The 20,837-nt window shown below is 55.7% G+C and carries 15 protein-coding genes and 1 pseudogene; 5 read left to right on the forward strand and 11 right to left on the reverse strand.

The window, feature by feature from the left end; genetic code table 11:
- Positions 1–5: 5 nt before the first annotated feature.
- Positions 6–569, forward strand: a complete 564-nt coding sequence (locus BQ7483_RS00805; RefSeq protein WP_072544493.1) for an IS1096 element passenger TnpR family protein — start codon at positions 6–8, stop codon at positions 567–569.
- 100 nt (positions 570–669) lie between these two features.
- A complete protein-coding gene (gene miaA / locus BQ7483_RS00810; protein WP_022020693.1) occupies positions 670–1,563 on the forward strand; it encodes a tRNA (adenosine(37)-N6)-dimethylallyltransferase MiaA in 894 nt (297 codons plus the stop codon).
- Between the two features lie 20 nt (positions 1,564–1,583).
- Here miaA and BQ7483_RS00815 read toward each other — a convergent pair whose 3' ends face one another.
- The 6 genes from BQ7483_RS00815 to BQ7483_RS00845 all read right to left on the reverse strand — a co-directional run bounded on the left by BQ7483_RS00815 (position 1,584) and on the right by BQ7483_RS00845 (position 10,833).
- Positions 1,584–3,995 carry a glycoside hydrolase family 3 N-terminal domain-containing protein gene (locus tag BQ7483_RS00815; RefSeq protein ID WP_072544494.1) on the reverse strand — a complete coding sequence of 804 codons (2,412 nt, stop codon included), beginning with the start codon at positions 3,993–3,995 and terminating at the stop codon, positions 1,584–1,586.
- Positions 3,996–4,011: 16 nt separating this feature from the next.
- The gene (locus BQ7483_RS00820; protein ID WP_072544495.1) at positions 4,012–5,238 is read right to left on the reverse strand and encodes a hypothetical protein; all 1,227 of its coding nucleotides are present in this window, start codon (positions 5,236–5,238) and stop codon (positions 4,012–4,014) included.
- A gap of 561 nt (positions 5,239–5,799) precedes the next feature.
- Complete coding sequence (locus tag BQ7483_RS00830; RefSeq protein WP_072544497.1) at positions 5,800–7,830, reverse strand: M56 family metallopeptidase; 2,031 nt, start codon at positions 7,828–7,830, stop codon at positions 5,800–5,802.
- Between the two features lie 14 nt (positions 7,831–7,844).
- Entirely contained in the window at positions 7,845–9,686 is a 1,842-nt protein-coding gene (locus BQ7483_RS00835) for a TlpA family protein disulfide reductase (protein ID WP_083535610.1), read from the reverse strand.
- 29 nt (positions 9,687–9,715) lie between these two features.
- Positions 9,716–10,474 carry a TlpA family protein disulfide reductase gene (locus BQ7483_RS00840; protein ID WP_083535611.1) on the reverse strand — a complete coding sequence of 253 codons (759 nt, stop codon included), beginning with the start codon at positions 10,472–10,474 and terminating at the stop codon, positions 9,716–9,718.
- On the reverse strand, positions 10,471–10,833 hold the full coding sequence (locus tag BQ7483_RS00845; protein ID WP_072544500.1) for a BlaI/MecI/CopY family transcriptional regulator: 363 nt from the start codon (positions 10,831–10,833) through the stop codon (positions 10,471–10,473). Before BQ7483_RS00845 ends, BQ7483_RS00840 begins: the two co-directional genes overlap by 4 nt.
- A gap of 366 nt (positions 10,834–11,199) precedes the next feature.
- Between BQ7483_RS00845 and BQ7483_RS00850 the strand changes: the two genes are divergently transcribed.
- Positions 11,200–11,907, forward strand: coding sequence for a hemerythrin domain-containing protein (locus BQ7483_RS00850; protein ID WP_072544501.1), 708 nt, complete (start codon positions 11,200–11,202; stop codon positions 11,905–11,907).
- On the forward strand, positions 11,894–12,520 hold the full coding sequence (locus tag BQ7483_RS00855) for a response regulator transcription factor (protein WP_072544502.1): 627 nt from the start codon (positions 11,894–11,896) through the stop codon (positions 12,518–12,520). The genes BQ7483_RS00850 and BQ7483_RS00855 overlap by 14 nt, the downstream gene beginning before the upstream one ends.
- 306 nt (positions 12,521–12,826) lie before the next feature.
- Here BQ7483_RS00855 and BQ7483_RS18225 read toward each other — a convergent pair whose 3' ends face one another.
- The 3 genes and pseudogenes from BQ7483_RS18225 to BQ7483_RS00865 form a co-directional block, all read right to left on the reverse strand.
- Complete coding sequence (locus tag BQ7483_RS18225; protein ID WP_317041257.1) at positions 12,827–14,326, reverse strand: cytochrome c biogenesis protein; 1,500 nt, start codon at positions 14,324–14,326, stop codon at positions 12,827–12,829.
- A gap of 82 nt (positions 14,327–14,408) precedes the next feature.
- Positions 14,409–14,888 (reverse strand): annotated as a pseudogene (locus BQ7483_RS18230) (cytochrome c biogenesis protein ResB); the annotation flags it as partial.
- Positions 14,889–15,029: 141 nt separating this feature from the next.
- Positions 15,030–16,685, reverse strand: a complete 1,656-nt coding sequence (locus BQ7483_RS00865; protein WP_139247493.1) for a di-heme oxidoredictase family protein — start codon at positions 16,683–16,685, stop codon at positions 15,030–15,032.
- A gap of 146 nt (positions 16,686–16,831) precedes the next feature.
- Between BQ7483_RS00865 and BQ7483_RS00870 the strand changes: the two genes are divergently transcribed.
- Positions 16,832–17,995 (forward strand): IS4 family transposase, encoded by a 1,164-nt coding sequence (locus BQ7483_RS00870; protein ID WP_072544385.1) that lies wholly within the window; start codon positions 16,832–16,834, stop codon positions 17,993–17,995.
- 39 nt (positions 17,996–18,034) lie between these two features.
- On the opposite strand, the gene BQ7483_RS00875 is transcribed toward BQ7483_RS00870, so the two are convergent.
- Positions 18,035–19,297, reverse strand: coding sequence for an imelysin family protein (locus BQ7483_RS00875; RefSeq protein ID WP_072544504.1), 1,263 nt, complete (start codon positions 19,295–19,297; stop codon positions 18,035–18,037).
- A gap of 149 nt (positions 19,298–19,446) precedes the next feature.
- Entirely contained in the window at positions 19,447–20,805 is a 1,359-nt protein-coding gene (locus tag BQ7483_RS00880) for a hypothetical protein (RefSeq protein ID WP_072544505.1), read from the reverse strand.
- Positions 20,806–20,837: the final 32 nt, after the last annotated feature.

Raw genomic sequence — 20,837 nt, forward strand, 5'->3', positions numbered from 1 at the left:
AAACGATGATTTATAGATTTACAATCATTTCTGACGAGGTGGACGACTTTGTCAGAGAAATACAGATTGACCCCGAAGCCACTTTCTATGACTTCCACGAGGCTATCCTCAAGTCGGTGGGCTACACCAACGACCAGATGACTTCCTTCTTCATCTGCGACGAAGACTGGGAAAAGGAGAAGGAAGTGACCCTGGAGGAAATGGACGACAACTCTGAAATGGACAGCTGGGTGATGAAGGATACCCGCATCGACGAACTGGTGGAGGACGAAAAGCAGAAACTGCTCTACGTGTTCGACTACATGACCGAACGTTGCTTCTTCATCGAACTGAGCGAAATCATCACCGGCAAGAACATGAAAGGTGCCAAGTGTACCAAGAAGCAGGGAGAAGCTCCCAAGCAGACGGTGGATTTCGAAGAATTTGAAGCCAAGAACAATGCAGCCCTCGACCTCGACGAGAACTTCTACGGCGACGAGGATTTCGACATGGACGACTTCGACAAAGACGGCTTCGAAGGCTTCGACGAAGGCAGCGGCGGCAATCCTTACGACGAAGACAGATACTAAATGCAATGAAGAATGAAGAATTTCCGCTTTGCGGATGAATGAAGAATTCATCCCATTGCCCCTAATTCTTCATTCTTCATTTTTCATTCTTCATTTTCCCTTGACTCTCCTCGTACTCATAGGCCCCACCGGCGTAGGCAAGACGGAACTGAGCTTGCGGCTGGCAGAAGCGTTCGACACGTGCATCGTGTCGGCCGACTCGCGCCAACTATATGCCGACCTGAAGATAGGTACCGCCGCTCCGACCGAAGAACAGCTCCGGCGGGTGAAGCACTACATGGTAGGCACGCTGGGCCTTACCGACTACTACAGCGCCGCCCAATACGAGGCTGAAGTGCTGAAACTCCTGGAACAGCTCTTTCAGGAAAAAGAGATTGTCGTACTGACCGGCGGCTCCATGATGTACGTGGACGCTGTGTGCAAGGGCATCGACGACATCCCCACCGTAGACAACGAGACGCGCTCGCTGATGCTCCGCCGCTATGAGGAGGAAGGGCTCGAACGCCTCTGCGCCGAACTCCGCCTGCTCGACCCCGAATACTACCAGATTGTCGACCTGAAGAATCCCAAGCGCGTCATCCACGCCCTCGAAATTTGCTACATGACGGGCAAGACCTATACTTCCTTCCGTACCCGACAAACCAAACCGCGCCCCTTCCGCATCGTCAAGGTGGGACTGACCCGCGACCGCGAAGAACTCTACGACCGCATCAACCGCCGCGTGGACCAGATGATGGCCGACGGACTGCTGGACGAAGCCCGCCGCGTCTATCCGCACAAGGACTACAACTCACTGAACACCGTGGGCTACAAGGAACTCTTCAAATACCTGGACGGTGAATGGACGCTGGACTTCGCCGTAGAGAAAATCAAGCAGAACTCCCGCATCTACTCCCGCAAGCAGATGACCTGGTTCAAGCGCGACACCGACATCCGCTGGTTCCACCCCGAACAAGAAACGGAGATACTGGCGTACCTCCGTTCACAAATCTGATTTTACCTGTTCAATTCTTTTCAAGGCAACGCCCGCACCGTCTGCTTCAGACGGATGTCCTGGCTCGATGCACCGACCATGAACTCAAACTCGCCCGGCTCCACCGTCCACCGCATGTTGCGGTCCAGCAGTTGCAGGTCTTCGGGTGTGAGGCGGAAGGTGACTTCCTTCGTTTCACCCGGTTGCAGGGAGACGCGTTCGAAACCACGGAGCTGCGAATCGTAGGTGATGACGCTGCTCACCTTGTCGCGCACGTAGAGCTGCACCACTTCGTCGCCTGCCCGCTTGCCAGTGTTGGTCACCTTCAGACGAACGGTATAGTCGCCCTGGGTAGACTGCTCGAGCGGCGTCACTTCGAGGTCGGAATAGGCAAAGGTAGTATAGCTCAAGCCATAGCCGAAGGGATAAAGCTCACCCAACACACGGGTAGAGCCCGAACCGTTGGGACCAGACTGGGGCTGACTGCCATGAGAGCCCGGCTTGAAGGGGAAGTTCAGTTCAATCTGTCCCACACTCTTGGGGAAGGTCACCGTGAGCTTGCCGCCCGGATTGTGTTCGCCGAAAAGGGTCTCGGCAATCACCGTTCCGCCCTGACAGCTGGGGAACCAAGTCTCCAGAATGGCAGGGATGCGCTTGTCCGCCCAGTTGATGGTGAGCGGCTGGCCGTTGATGAGCACCAGCACGACGGGCTTGCCTGTAGCATAGAGGGCTTCGAGCAATTGCTGCTGGCGACCCGGCAAGTCGAGCGAGGTGCGCGAACGGCTTTCGCCCGTGCGGTATTCGTCCTCGCCCAGCACGGCGACGATGACATCACAATCGGCAGCCTTCTGAACAGCCTCGGCCATGCAGGACTTCTCTTCATCGGTCAACGGAGTGGGAAGAATCTCAGTGGCAGGCCAGCCCTTGTCCACGATGTCGCATCCCTTGGCATAGACCACTTCGGCACTGCCTCTCAGATAGGTGCGGAGGCCGTCGAGCACGGTCACCTTCTCCAGGCGGTTGGGGCCGTAGCGGCTCTCCATAAAGTTGCTCTCGTCGGCCAGCGGACCGGTGACAAGCACTTTGCGCACCTGCTGACGGTCCAGCGGAAGCAGACCACCGTCGTTCTTCAGCAGGACAAGCGACTGTTGCTGTATCTGCTTGACGAAGTCCATGTTGCGGTCCACGCCGCCCACCCGGTCCGAAGCCTTTGTGTCTTCCACGTACGGATGGTCGAACAGGCCCAGGCGGAACTTGACACGCAGCACTTCGGCCACACGCTTGTCGATGGTGGCCATCGAAATCTTCTTCTGCTCCAGCAGACAACGGATGGGCAGGATGAAGTCGGCCGGCGGTGTGAAGTGGGTACGCACGTTCAGACCCGCTTCGAGCACCTGTCGCACGGCCTCGTCGTAGGTATCGGCCACGCGATGCTTGGTCTGGACATACTCCACAGCCTCGCTGTCGCTCACCACATAGCCGTCGAAGCCATACTCCTCGCGCAGCAGTTCGGTGAGGAAATAGTAGCTGGCCGTCACGGGCACGCCGTCCCAGTCGTTATAACTGCTCATGACGCCCATCGGATGGGCCTCCTGAATGACTTTCTTGAAAGGATAGAGATAGAGCTGGTGCAGTTCGCGCGGCGCCACATGCGGATCGGTACGGCAATTACCGTCACGTCCGCCTTTGGGCACGCTGTAGACAGCATAATGCTTCAGCGTCGAGGCCACGCCCTGCGACTGGATGCCCTTCACCATCTCCGAGCCCAGCGAAGCAATCAGATAGGGGTCTTCGCCGTAGCACTCCAGCGTGCGTCCCCAGCGGGGGTCGCGCACTACGTCGAGGATAGGGGCATAGACATTGGTATAGCCCAAGGCCCGCGCTTCCTGCCCGGCGATGTTACCTGCCTGGTGTACCAGCTCGCGGTTCCACGTGCTGCCGATGGCTATCGGCGCCGGCAGAGGCGTTGCCTTGGTGTGGTTCAGGCCGTGGATGCCTTCGTTGCTGAAGTCCACAGGGATGCCCAGCCTCGTCTCCTCCACGAACCATCGCTGCACACGGTTGATAGCTTCGGCATGGTTGCTGAAGGGATAGAGCATCTGCTCCACGCGGCCCGATTTGCCGCCCACGCCGTTGAGCATCTCGTCGATGTTGGCGATGCCGTCTTTCCACACCTCCGTCTTCCACCGCTCTGTGGGGAGGGAGTCCTGCAATACACGGCCGTAGCCGTAGAGGGTGGCCAGCTGGCAGGTTTTCTCGTTGATGTTCATCTGGCGGAGCAGGTCGTCCACCCGCTTGTCCACCGGCTGCGTGGGGTCTTCGTAGACGTCCTTCACGCCGTTCTTGTTGAAATCGATCCATCCCTTGTGGTAGATGGACTTGTTCTGTGCCTGCTGGGGCAGGGCCACACAAAGGCCCAGCAATGCCACCAGCATTGTCCGTTTGTTCTTCATGCTATTTTCTCCTGATTTATTCTTCTAACCATTCCTTGTATTGCTTCCACAGACTGGAATTGTCCAGCCGCCGGTAGAGGGCCTTCATCTCTTGCCTGTCTACCCTGTTCTGCCGCCGCCAGCTTTCCAAGGCGCGTTCTGCCTGCTCAAAGTTTTCCGCTTCGTAGGGGGCCAGCTGCTGCATGTAGCCGCTGCCCTGTGCATTGTAAAGCAAGGACCAGTGCAGGTAGCGGTCGCTACCCATGCCCCACTTCAGGGAGAACACCCGATCCTTCAGGGACAACGAGCCGTAGGACAACGGAGAAGTTCCCAGCCCATCGTCCATGCAGACCATGCGAGGCAATTCCGAATCGACCCAAAGCGGAACGGCCACTCCCGTAGGCGCATAGCCCAACACCGTCCACATGGTGGTCAGTGTGGCCGACTCGCCCTTCTTCACCCCCTGCACCACAACCGAACACGAGCTACTGCTGCGGGGAATGAAGTCCTGGTCGACAAACCAGCCCGACGCATCGGCGTCCGTAAAGGGGGCTTCCTTCAGGTCAATGCCCAGCACACAGTTGTGGAAGGAGCGCGACAGGTCATCGAAAATGTGTCGGGGTGTAACGGCCTGCGCATGTGCCAAGGGGTCGAGCACCCGCACAGCCTCCTGGTAGCGCACCACACCCGCCCCCGGTCCATACTGTCCCGACTGGGAAAAGTTGGTGCGGGCCACGTAGCCGTCGGGCGCCGTTGCAGGGTCGTTGGCATCGTATATCTTATAAGTATAGTAATCCACCTCGAACATCATGGCTCCGCCCTGCGCGTCTATCGCGCCAAAGTTGGCTTCTATCAGGCTGGGCTTGGCGATGGTGTCGAGGAAGTGGCGGAAGTCGTCGACCGTGGCACAGACTTCGAGCGCCCGATAGATGACGCGTCCATTGGCAGCGCCGCGCTCCTCGTCGTCCTTCACGTCCACGAGGTTGTAGCTCTGCGTGTTCATCAGCGCGAAGCCCGCCGAGTTGGTGCCTATCCATGCCTCGCGCTTCTGGCGGAAGTCGGCACTGTTGACCACGGCGATGAAGTCGTACTTCTCGCCGCGGACGTACTCCACATGGTTTTGGAGAAAGTCCGTATCACGATGTTTCCACAATAGGGGACGGCCGTCGGGTGTCGCCCGTCCGGACACTACGGCCGAAGTACAAGCCAGCGCGGGCGTCAGCCAGGCGGCCAGCAGAGCAGTCAAAAGCAGGATATTTTTCATTTCAAAGCCTCGTTTACGTTCACGGAGGGCAAAGATACTATTTTAAACGGAAAAACCATATCTTTACGGACAAGGATAACAAAAAGAAAGCAAATTCGCCATTTTGCTGACACAGCCATTCTCCCGACAAGTGCCAACGGGAAGGGGAAAAAAGAGAAACGGGCAATGAATATGGGAAAAGGCAGGCTTTCCGACAACAAAACGTCTACTTCCTGTCGATAAAATATCGGTTTTCTGCCGACAGAAAGCAGCTTTCACGACAAAAGAAAGCAGCTTTCACGACAAAAGAAAGCCGCTTTTCAGGCAAAAGCGGGCATGTTTGGAGGCCGAACAACGCCTGTTTTCCATGAAAAAGCCGCCGAAAGAGGAGAAAGACCTCGTTTCGGCAGCTTCAAAGGGCGGCTTTTTCCGCTATTTCAAATGTAAAGTTTTCGCTATCTCCCTGGCAATAAGAGAGAAAAGAGGTTGCCGCTCCGTTCTTTTCCACGACACCTGCCTTGCGTCCGAAATACGCGATTCTCACGGGCTTGGGAAATCAAAGTGTCACTTTGACAAGTATTATCATTCTTCCTCCAACTTCACAACCAGAATAGGCGAGGCCTTGAGACGGGCCTCCTTCATGCCAACATAGCCCACCTTGAGCATGGCGTCGTTGGGAGCCGTAAGCGTAAATTTGCCATCCACGTCGGTCACAGTACCGTTGGTCGTACCTTCAATTGTGATATAGGCTCCGATAACGGGCTCGCCCTGCGGGTCCACCACCCGCCCGCTGACCTTCAGTTCGCCGTCCTTCGCGCTGGCAGCGGACTTGGTACGGACAACAATGACGCCGTTCTTGCCTGCCCCGCCATAGAAAATATTGGCTTCCTCGGGCTTCAAAATGTTAATAGACTCAATCTGGTCGGGTGACAAGGACTTAAACTTGGCCTCATCCACCATTACATCGTCAATTACCACCTGTTCCTTCGAGGCGTTGTCCGACACGCGGATGGTGGACACTATACCTGCCAAGGGTTTCGATTCCTCCTTCTTCAGCGTGACCTGCATCACGGCTTTCTTGCTCTTGTCTGTCGTGTACTTCGCCACATCGACCGGTTCCTTCAGAATGGAAACTGACTGAATACGGTCAGGATTGAGGGCGCGAAGGATTTCAGGAGTCACCTCCCGACCGTTCACCTGTATCGATATATCCGCATAGCCCGTTTGAGCCCCTTCCACGATAATCAGATGGTCTTTTTTGTCCGAAGCCTCCGCTTCCACATCCTTCAGTCTGAACGGCACAGGCAAGGTGTACTTCACCGTCACCGCCTTCCCCTTCTGCATACCCGGCTTCCACTTGGGCATGGAGCGGACAAGGCGGACAGCCTCGGCATCGAGCAGGCGGTCAACGCTGCGCAGCACACTCACATCGCTGATGGCACCGTTCTCGTTGATCAGGAACTGGACAACCACGCGCCCCTGCGTGCCTGCCTTCTTAGCCTCGGCGGGATAGCGCAGGTTCTGCTTGATATACTCCGTCAGCCCCGTCACGCCCCCGTTGGGAAACTCGGGCATCTGCTCCACGACCTCGAAGACGGGTTCGTCAGGTGTCAGGGTATCTTTCACTGCGACGGAGGCAGTTTCCGGCTGATTTGTTTTCATACTTGCCACCAAATCATTAACTTTGGCGCTTGAAAGCTCGTCGGCCACGGCCGACACTTCGGGACGGGCAAAGGCCGACACGGCCAGTGCCGCCAGCGGGAGCACGTAGAGGTACTTCACCCGCGCCCACGGATTGGACTTTTCTTTTAACATCATAGTGATACGTTTTTTAAGTGAACTGTGATTAAAGCTGTTGGCCATAGAGTAGAGCCTTGTGCCGACAGCTTTTTTTATTAACAACATCTGATATTTCTTCGCGTCCACGCCCTCGCGCAGCACGGTCTCGTCGGCCTCGTACTCGTGGAGGGTCTGCAACTCCTGCTTCAGGAGCCATGCGGCAGGATTGAACCACTGCACGAAGATGCAGAGGTCGGCCAGCAGCAGGTCCCACGAGTGATGGTTGCGGATGTGCGCCAGCTCGTGGATGAGTATCTCGCGACCGTTCTCCTCGAGGTCCTTGCGCGAGAGGACAATGTAGCGCATCCAGCTGAAGGGAGCGATAGCCTGGTCGTGTACCACCAGTCTTACCTTTTCTCCCCTGCCCGGCAGGTAATCCGACACGCGTTCTACCCGCCCCCGACGAAGCAAGACAGCCAGCCGCCCCAGCGACCACAGGTTACGCACGGCAAAGAAGACAATGCCCGCCAGATAGACCAGCAGAGCCACGCGCACCCACAGGGCCGTAGTGGGTTGGGATACGACCTCGCCTTCCGCCTGCACATCGGCCAGCAGGAGAAGCTGCTCCAGCGTAAGCATCGTCTCGTGGACAGGAGCGGGACGGTTCACGCTGACCTCCACCAGCGGCAGCACGGACGAGAGCACCAGCAGCCCCAGCAGGGCAAAGCGGTTGAAGCGATGAAACGTGTCGCGACTCATCAGCAACTTATAGAACAGGTAGAACACCGCCAGGCAGGCGGCCGACTTGAGTATGTAGACTAAAAAGGTTCCCATATCCATTTGTTCACTTAAAACGTTTCCAATGCTTTCTCCAATTCCTGCTTCATGACCTCCGTGCCAGGGAAGCCCACATGCTGGTACACCACGCGGCCTTCCTTGTCCAATATCAAGTAGGCGGGGATGCCTGTGAACTGATATTTCTTCAGCAGGTCGGCATTCTGTGCGTTGGTCAGGTAATAATGCTCGCCATGAATGTCGGGAATCATCTTCTTCCATAACACCTGCGGAGAGGTTTCGTCGGTCACGAACACAAAATCCACCTCCTTGCCCTTCAGTTCCTCCTTCATCGGCTCCATGCTCTTCATGGCCTGACGGCACGGGCCGCACCACGTGGCCCAGAAGTCTATCAGTACCACACGTCCCTTGTGACGGGCAGTAATGGCCGACAACAGGCTGTCGCCCCTGACGGAAGCGTCCAGCGTAGCGATGGTATAGCCGTCGCCTTCATTGGCAGACTTTTTCAGAGCCTCTGCGTATTCGTGGTGTTTGGTCAGGACATATTCGCGGATGGCAGGCGTCTGCAGGCTGTCCACCTTGGCCAGCAACGTATCGGGCAGCTGAGCCATACGTCCCAGGTAGCGGCGCGCCATCTCGTTCAAGGCCGTGCTTTCCATATCCTTGCACCAGGGGTGGTCTGCGGCAGGGTCGTGAGCCTTACTCAAGGCCGACACAATGCTCGAATAGCGCGTAGTCATCATCATGGCCGGTGAGCGGAGGGAGTCAAGTGCCATGATTTCGTCGCGGAAGCCAGGCCCTTCTACCAAGTTGCCCCGCTTCTGCCCTTTAGCCCGTGGAGCATAACCTATGATGTACTTGGCAGAGGAAACGTTGCTGAATGTAAGAGCCTGCAATTCCAAGTGCAACAATCTCTTCACAGGCTCACTGAGCGAAGCATCGTTCTCCAGCCACTGATTCACCCGGTCATAATAAGCCAATACCTTCTCTTTCAGTTCGTCCACCGACAAGGTACCGATATCATCCAGTTCGTCGGTCGCATCCAGGCTATAAGGGCCGTTGGCCAAGGCAGTGTTCAGTCCGTCGTAATCGCCTTCGAACCACACCTTCTGCACATTCTTGTATTCTTCGCCGAAGAGATGCGTACCGGCCATCTGCATGGCATAATAGTTAATGGTCATCGTCACCTCACTGCCCGGCACCACGAAGACCGAGAACTTCCGCCTGCCCACGTAGAATGACTTCAACCCCGGATGGGTCAGGTAGTCGTCTATCACACAAACGCCGTCCTTCTCTTCGATTGTAACAGGCAGGAACGATTGTGCCCCCCATTCGCTCAAACCATAACGGATGCTGCCCGGCGACACCTGGCCCAGGAAACGGACAGTGATGTGGAACTTTCCAAAGGCAGGCTCGGCCGCCGGCAGAGGGCGGTCGTAGTCTGGCCGATGACTGATCAAAGGTTCGGGCACAACGATTTCGGGCTTTTTGCCGTCCAAATGTATCTGATTCAGCTTCCAACCCCGATCCACATTTTCCTGAAAGTCAAACGTGGCGACATCGAGTGGAAGTGGCTCGAATGTCCACTGCATGCTGACTTTCCCGTTAGGGGCTACCTCCAAATCCTCCGTGGTCGAAATGCCTTCAGCCTTCTTCAAGGCATATTGCTTGCCTCCGGCCGACAAAGTGGCCGAAGGGGACAACCTGATTGCATCTCCCATGGCTCCGGCATAATAGTCCACGTCGATCACCGTACGGTCATCATAGAGAGATACACGGCTCACCTCCAGCCTTGTCTCCCCGCCCAGGAAGTAAGGTTTCTCCACCACCTTCAGTTGTGCGTACCCGCTTAACCAGCACAGCACGGACAACATTACCAATGCAATCTTTTTCATACGGATTCCATATTAAATTATCCAACTGATCATTGTTTCTCACCCGACACCTGCCGGATAGCCTCCAGCAGCTCGTCGCGTTTCTGCTGGCTGGTGCCTATCACGAGTTTGCGCACCACGCCCTGCTTGTCGAGCACTACGGTGGTGGGCGTCTGCTGCACGCCGAACATCTTCCACAACACAGAGTCGCCTGCCACCTGATGGAAGCGGAAACCACGACGCTCCACAATCTTCTGTATCTGTTCGGGCGTATTCCAGGTGACGGCCAGGTAGTTCACGTCGGGGCAGGTGTCCATCCACCCGTTCAGCTCGGGCATCTCGCGGATGCAAGGGCCGCAACCTGTGTACCAGAAGTTCAACACCAGCGGACGCCCCTGTGTGTTACTGTCGGTCCAGCGGGTGCCGTCCGTGGCCTGCACGCTGAAGGGCTTGATGCGCTCGCCCTCCTTCAAGGCCAACTTGGGAGTGCGATCTTTGATGGACAGGAACTGCTTGTTTTCCTTCGCCTTCTCCAGCCAATAGTCGGCATCCTTCACTTCGGACAGGGGAATGGCATATTCTTTCGACTTCTCGCTCAGCTTGATGCCTGTCACCAGCAACAGCATCCGCCCGTCGTCGCTCTTCAGGAAGGACATCCGATAGGAAGCTCCCTGCAACTCCGAAGGCATTTCCGCAAAGAAGCAGCTGTCCACCAGCAGCTTCGGTTCCTTTTTTCCGTCCGACTGCCCCCAAGAAAACATAGCTATGCCACAAAGCAGCCACACAAACATCAACATACGCCGTCTCATAACCGTCCCTCCTCTACTTTCTGTATCAGCTCCTTGAGTTCCTTCAGCGAAATGTCTTCCTCCTTCACCAACGACGAGACGGCGCCCAGGTAGGAGTTGTTGAAATACTTGCTGATGACGCTCCGCAGGGTGCGGCGGCTGAAGTCGTCGCGGCTCACGGTAGCATAATACTGATAGGTGTTGCCATAGGCCTTGTGCGACAGGTAGCCTTTCTCCTCCAGCCCGCGCACAATGGTGGACAGGGTATTGAAATGCGGCTTCGGCTCGTCGTAGAAAGCCAGCATCTCCTTCACGAACAACGGGCCCTTCTCCCAGAAAAAGCCCATGATTTCTTCTTCTTTTGCGGTCAGTCCTTTCATATCTTTTCAGTTTTTAGCTACGAGCTACGAGCTACGAGTTATAGGAATTATATATAAAAAACAGTTATCCATTCATACTTGTAGCTTGTAGCTCGTAACTCGTAACTTGTAGCTCATAGCTCTTCCATCCGCAAATAACGAAAGAATTTAGTTCATAAACTAATTTTTCTCGTTAATAAGAACTAAAAGATTTAGTTTGCATGAAAGAAGGGAAGGAGGATGACTCTGTGTCCTCTGTGGTGCCCCACTCTACGAAATACCTACAAATGGGGATTGCGCCGTCCACCAAAAAATCGTTAATTTGCGGCCGAGAAAAGAACAACCGCTGCCCTAAGGCAGTTATAACAGTAACAAGCATTTACGCCCATGAACGAACCGCATAAATACCGCGCCACGGACAAGATGAGCGACCTCATCTGCGACAATTACTCCCTACTGATGGTGATGAGCCGCTTCGGCCTGTCGCTGGGCTTCGGCGACCGCTCGGTGAAGGATGTCTGCCAGGCACAGGGGGTGGACTACAAGACCTTTCTGGCCGTAGCCAACTTCATCAGCCACGAACCCTACACGTACAGCGGCGAGGAGGACGACTTCTCGCTCACCGCCCTGATGGACTACCTGAAGCGGGCGCACACGTACTTCCTCGACTTCAACCTGCCAGCCATCCGACGCAAGCTCATCGAGGCCATCGACTGCTCGGGCACCAACGACGTGGCCTTCCTCATCCTGAAGTTCTTCGACGAATATGCCAAGGAGGTGCGCCGCCACATGGAGTACGAGAACCAGGCCGTCTTCACCTACGTGGACGGGCTGTTGCAAGGCCGCCTGTCCGCCACCTATGATATCGCCACCTTCGCCAGCCACCACAACCAGATAGACCGCAAGCTGACGGAGCTGAAGAACATCATCATCAAGTATTACCCCGAAAAGGAGAACAACAACCTGCTGAACGCCGTCCTGTTCGACATCTTCAATTGTGAGCAGGACCTGGCGTCGCACTGCCAGGTGGAGGACTACATGTTTGTGCCTGCCGTGGCGCAGATGGAAAGGAGACTGAAAGATGAACAGCAATAACCGGTCGTTGAAAATAGTTGTGGCCGAGACGTCCGTCATCATCCGCAGCGGCGTATTGGCCGTATTGAAACGCATCCCCAACCTCGACATCCATCCCATCGAGGTGAACTCCGCCGAAGCGCTGAGCCACTACGCCCACCTGCACCAGCCGGACATGGTCGTCATCAACCCCTCGTTCGAGGGCTGGTTCAACCTGCCCGCCTTCAAGGCCGAACATCCCCGCTTGGCAGGCGTGAAGTACATCGCCCTCCTCTCGTCCGTTACCCACGACAACGTACTGAAGGACTACGACGAGCGCTTCTCCATCTGCGACGACCTCGACCTCATCGCCGCCAAGCTGAACGGCCTGCTCCACAACGACGAGGAGGAAGAGGAGGAGAAGGACAACGAATCGGACACGCTGAGCCAGCGCGAGAAAGAAATCGTGACCTGTGTCGTGAAAGGCATGACGAACAAGGCCATTGCCGAAAAGCTCTTCCTGAGTATTCACACCGTCATCACCCACCGCCGCAACATCGCGCGCAAGCTGCAGATACACTCGCCCGCCGGCCTCACCATCTATGCCATCGTCAACAAGCTGGTGGAGCTGAGCGATATCAAGGAGAAGCTGTAAAGCACATTTTTTTACCACAGATTACGCAGATTGGCACAGATTTCAGAGATATTTCTTTTTAGAAGTCTGTGTCAATCTGCGTAATCTGTGGTGGGCATACAAGGAAATTCCCGCCCCACGATGTCGCATCGGAAGGCGGGAATCTTTTTACCTTACTTGTGGTTACGTAATTATGACTAACTAATTCATTCAAATCTGATGCTGCAAAGGTAGCGCATCGGCACGGAAGCCACAATCGCCTGAAATAGGTATTTTCGGGTACGAAACATCAGGCAGTAGGTATCAAGAGAAATAATTCTCCCTTCATCAAGCATAGCTGTGCATGCCTCCCAGCAGGAAGTTGACGCCGAAATAGGTAACCAGCACGCAGAGGAAGGCCACCACACTGAACACGTGGAAGAACAACGGACGGCGGAAGCAGGGCAACGAAGCAGGATGGAGCGCCAAAGCATAGACAAGCATCGTGACCAGCGCCCACACCTCCTTAGGGTCCCATCCCCAGTAGCGGCCCCACGACACATTGGCCCACACGGCTCCGATGAAGATGCCTGCCGCCAGCAGGAAGACGGCCGGATAGAGCAGCAGGCTGCTCACCACCTGAAGGCGCTCCACCTGAGCTTCACACTCCCTATGCGAAGCAAGCAAGACCAGCGCCGCCACCCCATTGAGCATGACGAAGGCCAGCAGGGCGTAGGCCACCATGATGACCGCCACATGCACACTGAGCAGGGGCGAGGCAAGGACAGGCATCAGTTGGCCCACCTGCGGATTGCGCTCGCCCAGCATGGACACCACCAACGCCAACCCACATACCAGAAAGCCCAAAGGAAGCGCCAGGGGCAGACGGCGATGGAAGACGAGGGTGAGCAGGGCGGCACAAAGGGCCAGCAGGTGCATCGTCTCGTGCCCGTTGGACATGGGCAGGTGGCCGCTCACCAGGCCACGAAGCACCATCAGGCCTGCCAGCCAACAGGCCATCAGAGCCAATGCGACCAGCAGTACACGACTTACCACTCGCCTCTCCTGCCGACAAAGCATCAGGCAGCGGACAGAATAAATAAAGGAGAACAACCCCAGCACGACAGAGGCCACGGCCAGCGGAAAGCTGTCGTTCACCTGGTTATAGACCCGCTCGGCACGAAAGCGAAGGTCAGAGGGCAACAACGCCCCACCCTCGCGCTGCTGGTAACGGCGTATTTTGTCCACCAGCCGCTCCACCTCGGCAAAATCCTTGCGCGCCACCTGCTCGGCCACGTAGTTCATCGCCCCGCGCACAAAGGTGCCTTCTTCGAGGGGCATGTCGCGCGGCAGGCGGTCGGCCAGGGAGAGCCACTCCAGGCGGGAGGCATCGGCCGACGACGGGGGCGTATAGGGAAAGATGCGCCAAGCCGCCCCTGTTGCCACGCTGCTCACCAGGCTGAACTTCTCGTTGGCCTCGCCCACGGCCTTCGCATCGGCCATGGAAGCGTCGGCCAAGGCTTCGGCATCGAGTCGGTAGCCCTCAGGGCCGAAGAAGTCCTGCAACGAGGCATAGCGTCCACCAATCCCCAGCAGGCGGCGCACGTCGGCACTCTTCACGCGGATGCACGGCTCGCGCTTCCAATCGTCGTAGTAGAAGAACCAACCCGTCAGCACCTGCTCGGCTGTGAGGCCCCGATACGTGGGCTTGCCACAGAGCTTCATGGTGAAGTCCTTGGCCAGCGTCTGCAGGGGGCAGACGCGGTCGTTGTAGTAGACATAGAGCCGACCGAAGCAAGCAGCCGTCTCGCGCGGCAAGGTGCGCGGCAGGTCTTCGGCCGCCCGCACGAAGGGCGCGGCCAGNGACGCCCTGCCCGTCGGAGTCGTAGCCCGACTGATAGAAGCGGTAGCCCTCATGGCGGAAGATGCGGTTCATGGACACCTCGCCCTGATGCACTTCATCGCCTGCGGCCAGCGTGAAGCGGCTCACGAAGTCTTTCGGTGCCGATGTGCCTGCATAATGCTCCACCTTGAACTCCTCCAGCGAGAGGCGGAAGGGGAAGGCCGCCGTCTGCCCCTCGGATGTGGCAAAGGCCTCCACCTCCTCGCCCTGCCGCAGGTGCACGCGCCCCTGTACACCCCACACGTGGGTGACCAGCGCACCCAACAAAATCCACACTAAAGAGAGATGGAACAAAAAAGTCGCCCGACGCTTCTGCACCCGACGACACCACAGATAACCGATACCCGCAACGGCCATCAGCGCCCAGCAGGCCACGAACCAGGGCGAGCCATAGACGTGGCGCACGACCAAGGGAGTGCCCCACACCTTCTCCACACACGTGGCGGCCATCAATACACAGACAAGCAGGCCCAACAGGCCGAAGGAAAGATTTCTCAGAATTTTCATACCAGAAAAGAGTTTATAGGGAAAAGCAGTGCTTTACACCACAAAAAGCACTGCTTTACACATACGAACTCTATGTTTTAAAAAGTTCTGTGCAAAGCAATGCTATCTGTAGTGTTCTTACATCTTTTTATCGGCAAGCCATCAGATGGAGTCGATGAACTTCACCACCGCCTCGCGGTCCTCTTTCGAAAGCTCGCGGAACTTCTGGACGGTGTAGTAGGCATCGCTCTGCTCGCTGGTGCCGTGCCACATGATGGCCTCCATCGTGGTGCGCGCACGGCAGTCGTGCAGGCGGTCGGCATACTCGGCCCCTGTGCAACGCTGATGCAGGCCGCGCCCCCAGAGCGGCGTGGTGCGGCACCAACCAGTGCGGATGTCGTTCACCATGTGAAGTTTGTGCTGCACCATGTCGGTGTAGGGCCAAATCTTCTGATGCGGATAGCGGGGCAGTTGCTTGGCCTTGTCGCCTGTGAAGAAGCGGGCAGGGTCGCGTATCTCGTCATCGCCCGTCGTCCATGTGGGCTTGTGGCAGTAGGCGCAACCTATCTCCGAGAAGAGTTCCTTGCCGCGAAGCACGTCCTCGTCGTCCACATTGCGGGCGGCGGGTACGGCCAGGCCCCGATGCCACACCATGAGGTCGATGTAGTCCTGGTCGCTCACCTCGACGGGCAGCGTCTTCGAGGTCAGGTAGTTGTAGATGTTGTCCGCCACGTTGTCCGTGAACCATTCAGGGTGTTCCTCGGGTGTGGACACCTTGGCGATGTAGCTGGGAAAGCCCGCCTGAATGTCAGGGTCCTGCGAAGCATATTGGGCGTAGGAGCCTGCCGCGTCGAGGTAATGGAAGCGGCGGTCGCTGCGCGTGGCGTTGGTGATGTTCCAGAAGGCATTGGCACCCGCCGCGTCCTGCAAGGGGCCACGGCTCAGGGCGTAGGTATAGCGGTAGGGATACTTCGTACCGTCGCCACCCTGAGCGGTGTTGGCATACTGCCCCGTCCAGTCGCCGTTGGCGAAGATGTTTGGGTTCAGGCCATTGGGCAGGTAGCCGTCCTGCTCCTGCTTGGCGTACTCGGCTTTGAGGTCCTCGTCGCTGATGGCATCGAGCAGGCCCGTGCCATAAATGCCGATGGTGGACTCCAGACGCACCTCGTATTCGCCCACGTCGTAGCCACGGTTGGCCACGTAGATGGCACTCCTGGGGATGTCCACTTCGGGGTAGCGCAGCTGGTAGGTCTCGCCGTCGGGGAACTTGTTGCCGAAGGCGTCGGTATATTCATGCCAGGTGATGGTTATCTGCGACTCGTCGAGCGGCGCCTTGAAGGGGGCCACGGCATGAGTTTGCGGCATGCCTGCCAGCCAGGGCACATAGGCCTCGGTCTCGGGGTTGTAAACCACCAGCAGATAGCCGTTTCCTATCTCGTTGGTGTTGAACGTGCCGCTGTTCTGGCTCTTGCCATGCCCGTAGCCAGGATGACAATGGATGCACGAAGAGCGGATGTAGAGCGGTCCCAGGCCATGGCGCATGCCGTCGAAGTTGGCCGTGAAAGGTTTCTCGAAGAACTGCTCGCCACGGTTGAAGGCGGCATTCATGGTAGCGTCGGCCTCGACCACGGCCGTAGGGTCTTCGAAGGCCGTCGAGGTAGAGTTGGAGGTAGTGCCCAGTTCGCCGCCCGTGTAGTACCAGTCGGGCAGCTCAGCGGGCGTATCGGGCGAAGGATTGTCGCCCTTCACGTCGTCGTCGCTACAGGCCGTCAGGCTCAGAGCGGCTCCAAGAATAACATAAAAACAGGTCTTTTTCATCATTGACTTTTCTTTTTTTCTGTTCTATCATTAGTGTCCACTAAAAAATCATAGAAGTTCTTTGAAATTATTGAAATTCAATTTGTTATAGGTAATTTTAGATTCCCGAGACTTGAATTTAACTTTGCGGTCAAAATCAGACCGTTATGTTTAAAGACGAGTACGTTTTCTCTCAATTAGTTAAATTCCTTGATTACGAGAAATTCAAATACATTGTGAAGAAATACAATGGCAACAAGTATATCAAAAGCTATACCTGTTGGAATCAGTTGCTTACGATGATGTTCGGTCAGCTATCCAATCGAGAGAGCCTCCGAGATCTGGTTGTGGCTATGGAAGCACATGCTGGGAAACTCTACCATCTCGGAATCGGGAAATCTGTAACACGAAGCAATCTCAGTAAGGCTAATGAGCAACGTGATTACCATATTTTCGAGGAGTATGCAACATTCATGATTGCCGAGGCCCGCAAGCGTAGAATCAATAAAATATTCGAACTTGACGGTCATGTTTACGCATTTGACTCTACAACGGTTGATTTGTGCCTGTCGGTGTTTGAATGGGCCAAATTTCGCAAACATAAAGGCGGAATAAAGTTGCATACGCTCTATGATGTTGAAGCGGAAGTACCTGCATTTGTGCATATTACACCTGCCAACATTCACGATTCAAAGGCTATGCCTGAGATACCATACGAATCTGGAGCGCACTACATATTCGACCGCGGATATAACGACTTCAGCAATCTTAATACGATAAATCGTATAGGTGCTTTCTTCGTTGTACGAGCCAAAACAAACGTACGGATCAAGCCTAAAACCTGGAAACGAAGATTGCCGGAAGGTGTAGTTTCGGATGCAATCGGGTGCTTTACGGTTTATAAAAGTTCTAAGGATTATCCTGAGGAACTTAGAAAACTCATCGTTGAAAATCCTGAAGACGGTACACGATATATCTTCCTGACAAACAATCTTGACGCATCTGCGGAGTTGATATCATCGCTTTATCGAAACAGATGGAGTGTTGAACTGTTCTTCAAATGGATAAAACAACACCTCAGGATTAAGAAGTTTTGGGGAACATCGGAAAACGCAGTACGCATACAAATCTATTGTGCGATAATTACTTACTGTTTGGTAGCAATAATTCAACACGATATGAAATTAGAACGCAGCGTCTATGAGGTTCTTCAAATCCTCGGAATCTCTCTGACCGACAAAACACATCTCAGTGACTTGTTCGACAAATCGAATTTCAAAAATGTCAAAGACCGATATGATTCAAGTGAACCGAATTTATTTAATTTTTAACCTTGTCCATTTTTAGTGGACAGTAGTGCTGTTCTATCTTTAATGGTTGGCCTGCAACAACGTCTTCACCTCGTCGAAGATATCGTTCATCACATTGCAGGCATCGATGGCATCCTGATTGACTTTATCGTACTCGGCCGCACCACAGGTGTAGGCAAAGGGTTCGCCCATCAGGCTTATCTTGTCGTAGGCGTCTTGGATGGCGGCCTTCACGCGGCTGTCCAAATCGGCATTGAGCGTGGCGACGTAGGTGCTCAGCGTGTGTGTTGCCACCTGAATGGTACCGTCCACCGAGGGCGAGCCCTGATAGGCATTGCGGATGCTGATGACATTGCCCAGGAAGTCGCGGATGGAGTTCAGGCTGTAGGGCGACTCGATGTAGCTGGGGTCGTACTCCATGCCGCCCGAGGGAAGTCCCTTGCCCGTAGGGTTACCAATCTTGATGTTGCCCACCTCGTTGGCAATGTTCTGTATGCCGGCCGTTATCATGTCGTACACCACGTCGAGGTAGTTCTTGTACTCACTGCCTGCCGCGCCTGCATTCTTGATGTTATCGCCGAAGTTCTTGCCCTTGTCCAGTTCGGTGTCGGTCAGAATCTGCTGCTTCTCGGCCGATACATTCTCAGTTCCTGCCCAGCAGGCCTCCAGCAGGATGCACTGGTTGCGCAGGTCGCCTGCCAGCCCCACGAGGTAGTTCAGCTCTTCGGTAGTGTAGTTCAGGTTGTGGGCCACGCTGGTAGAATTGGCCGTAGCGTTACCGCTGGCATTGGTGTTGGTCAGCTCGAAGAGCAGGTACTCGATGGCATGGAAGCCTTGCAGGGCATAGCCCAGGTAGTTGCCCACATAGTTGCCTTCGTCGTCCATCTGCGCCATCTGGGCGGGGTTGTTCAGCAGAGCGTCCATACCCGTCTTGTCCAGCGGCCAGGAGTCGATGTGGGGGTCTACGTTGTAGTCGCCTGCAGGGCCAAACAGCCATGCCTCACTCTTCTCCCAATAGTCGCGCGCCAGCTTCCAGGCCTCGCAGGCGGCCTCTACGTCGGCGGTGGTCAGCGTACCAGCCTGCTTCTTCGTGCGGATGTCGATACACAAGCTGTGAAGGCTCATGGCGGCGTCGGCCATGCCCTGATACGAAGGAATCACGGTCTTGTCGGCAAAGTCGGCCACCACTTCCTTCAAGGCCTTCTCCTGAGCCGAAAGCTCGGTTCCGTCGGTAGGGTCATCGTTGTCACTACAAGATGTCATACTCATGCCCATCATGGCTCCCAGAGCCAGACAGAGCGGAAATTTCAGAAACGTTTTCATTGTGTCTTATGTTTTTTGGTTATTATGGAATGTATTCAAGTAAAATCAGATCTTCACCACAGATTACACGGATTATCACAGATTCATCGACCTGACAATCTGAAAATCAAGAAAGGTCTGTGTCAATCTGCGCCATCTGTGGTGAGCTATTACAAGTTGAAGAAGCCCGCATAGGCAACGCCTACCGACACGGCAGGCTCGTTGTTGAACTTGCTTTTGAGGAGGCCGATGGAATATTCGCCCTTGAGCACGACTTCCTTCAGCGGATAGTAGTTGACGCCCACGGCCAGACGCTGGCGGCCATACTCCTCGTAGTGGGTCACGGCCTTGGCAGTCTTGTACATGGAGTCGTAGTACTCGTAGCGGCCGAAGAGGTAGAGGCGCTGCTCCTTGTCGGTACGTCTGGGGTTGAGGGAAAGGAAGTCGTAACCCACCTCCACACCTGTGGCAATGGCACTCGAGGCCACGGGCTGCTTGGGCGAGGGAGAGTCCTTGGAAAAACTCTGGTTGTAACGGGTGATGAGGTCGGCGTCGGACAGGTGACCATAGTCGAACGAGCCGCGCGCCACCCAGTTGTGGGCGTCGTAGCAGAAGTCGAACGCGCCGATGAGTACCGTTCCCTTCACATCGTCGTAAACGGCGTTGGTGGCCTTCTTCAGGGTGTTGCTGAAGGAATTGCCCGCATAGCCGCTGAGCGAGAGGCGCAGGCCTTTCACCGAATAGTTGTCCACGCGGAAGGCACCTGCCATGGCATTGGCTATCTTGAATTCGTAGGGGCTGCCCGCTCCACCTTTCACCCATTCCTTGCTGCCGAAGCGGTCGGAGTCGAGACCTGCCAGAAGCATGGCTTCGTAGCGCCACTGGCCGGCACGGCCCCAAAGGCTGACGCCCGTCTCGTGCCACGTGCAGGGCAGGATGGTGTTCTCGCCCTCGGGTCGATAGACACCGAAGAACTCGGTGGGCAGGTGGTGGGCATTGGTCATGCCGACGGGCACTACCATGTGGCCCAGCTTGATGTTGAACTGGGGACAGAAGGACTTCTGAATCCAAAATTGCTCGAGGGCCACTTCACCGCCACGCTCCACTTCGCTTTCGTACTCGCCGCCTTCGTGTTCCTCAATCTCGACGGCACTCTCCGTGCCGCCATGTTCGAACTCGATTTCGGTACCCATGGTCCAACCCTTGCCGAAGTCGTAACCCAGCATGATGACTACGTGAGGCAGGTCGAAGCGACCGTGCGTGTCGTCCTTGTAGTTCTGCGGGCTGTCGTAGCGCAGGTAGTTGTCACTATAAAAATTGTAGCTGTAGACGGCTTCCCCATAGCCGCCGATGGTGAATCGCAGTTTGCGCGGAGCGGCTTCGGCGTCGGTTTTCTGTACGGCTTCGATACTTGCCAGCTTGGCCCGTCCGTCGGACTCCTGCCGTTGAGAGGTTGTTCCCTCGTCGGCGTAAAGTGCTCCTGTACAGAGCATCAGGCCCAATGAAAGGCCCCATACCTTTTGTTTCATTTCCCTTATTTTTTATAATTTTTTGTTGGTGC

It is taken from the genome of Mediterranea massiliensis, assembly GCF_900128475.1.
Classification (GTDB): domain Bacteria; phylum Bacteroidota; class Bacteroidia; order Bacteroidales; family Bacteroidaceae; genus Bacteroides; species Bacteroides massiliensis_E.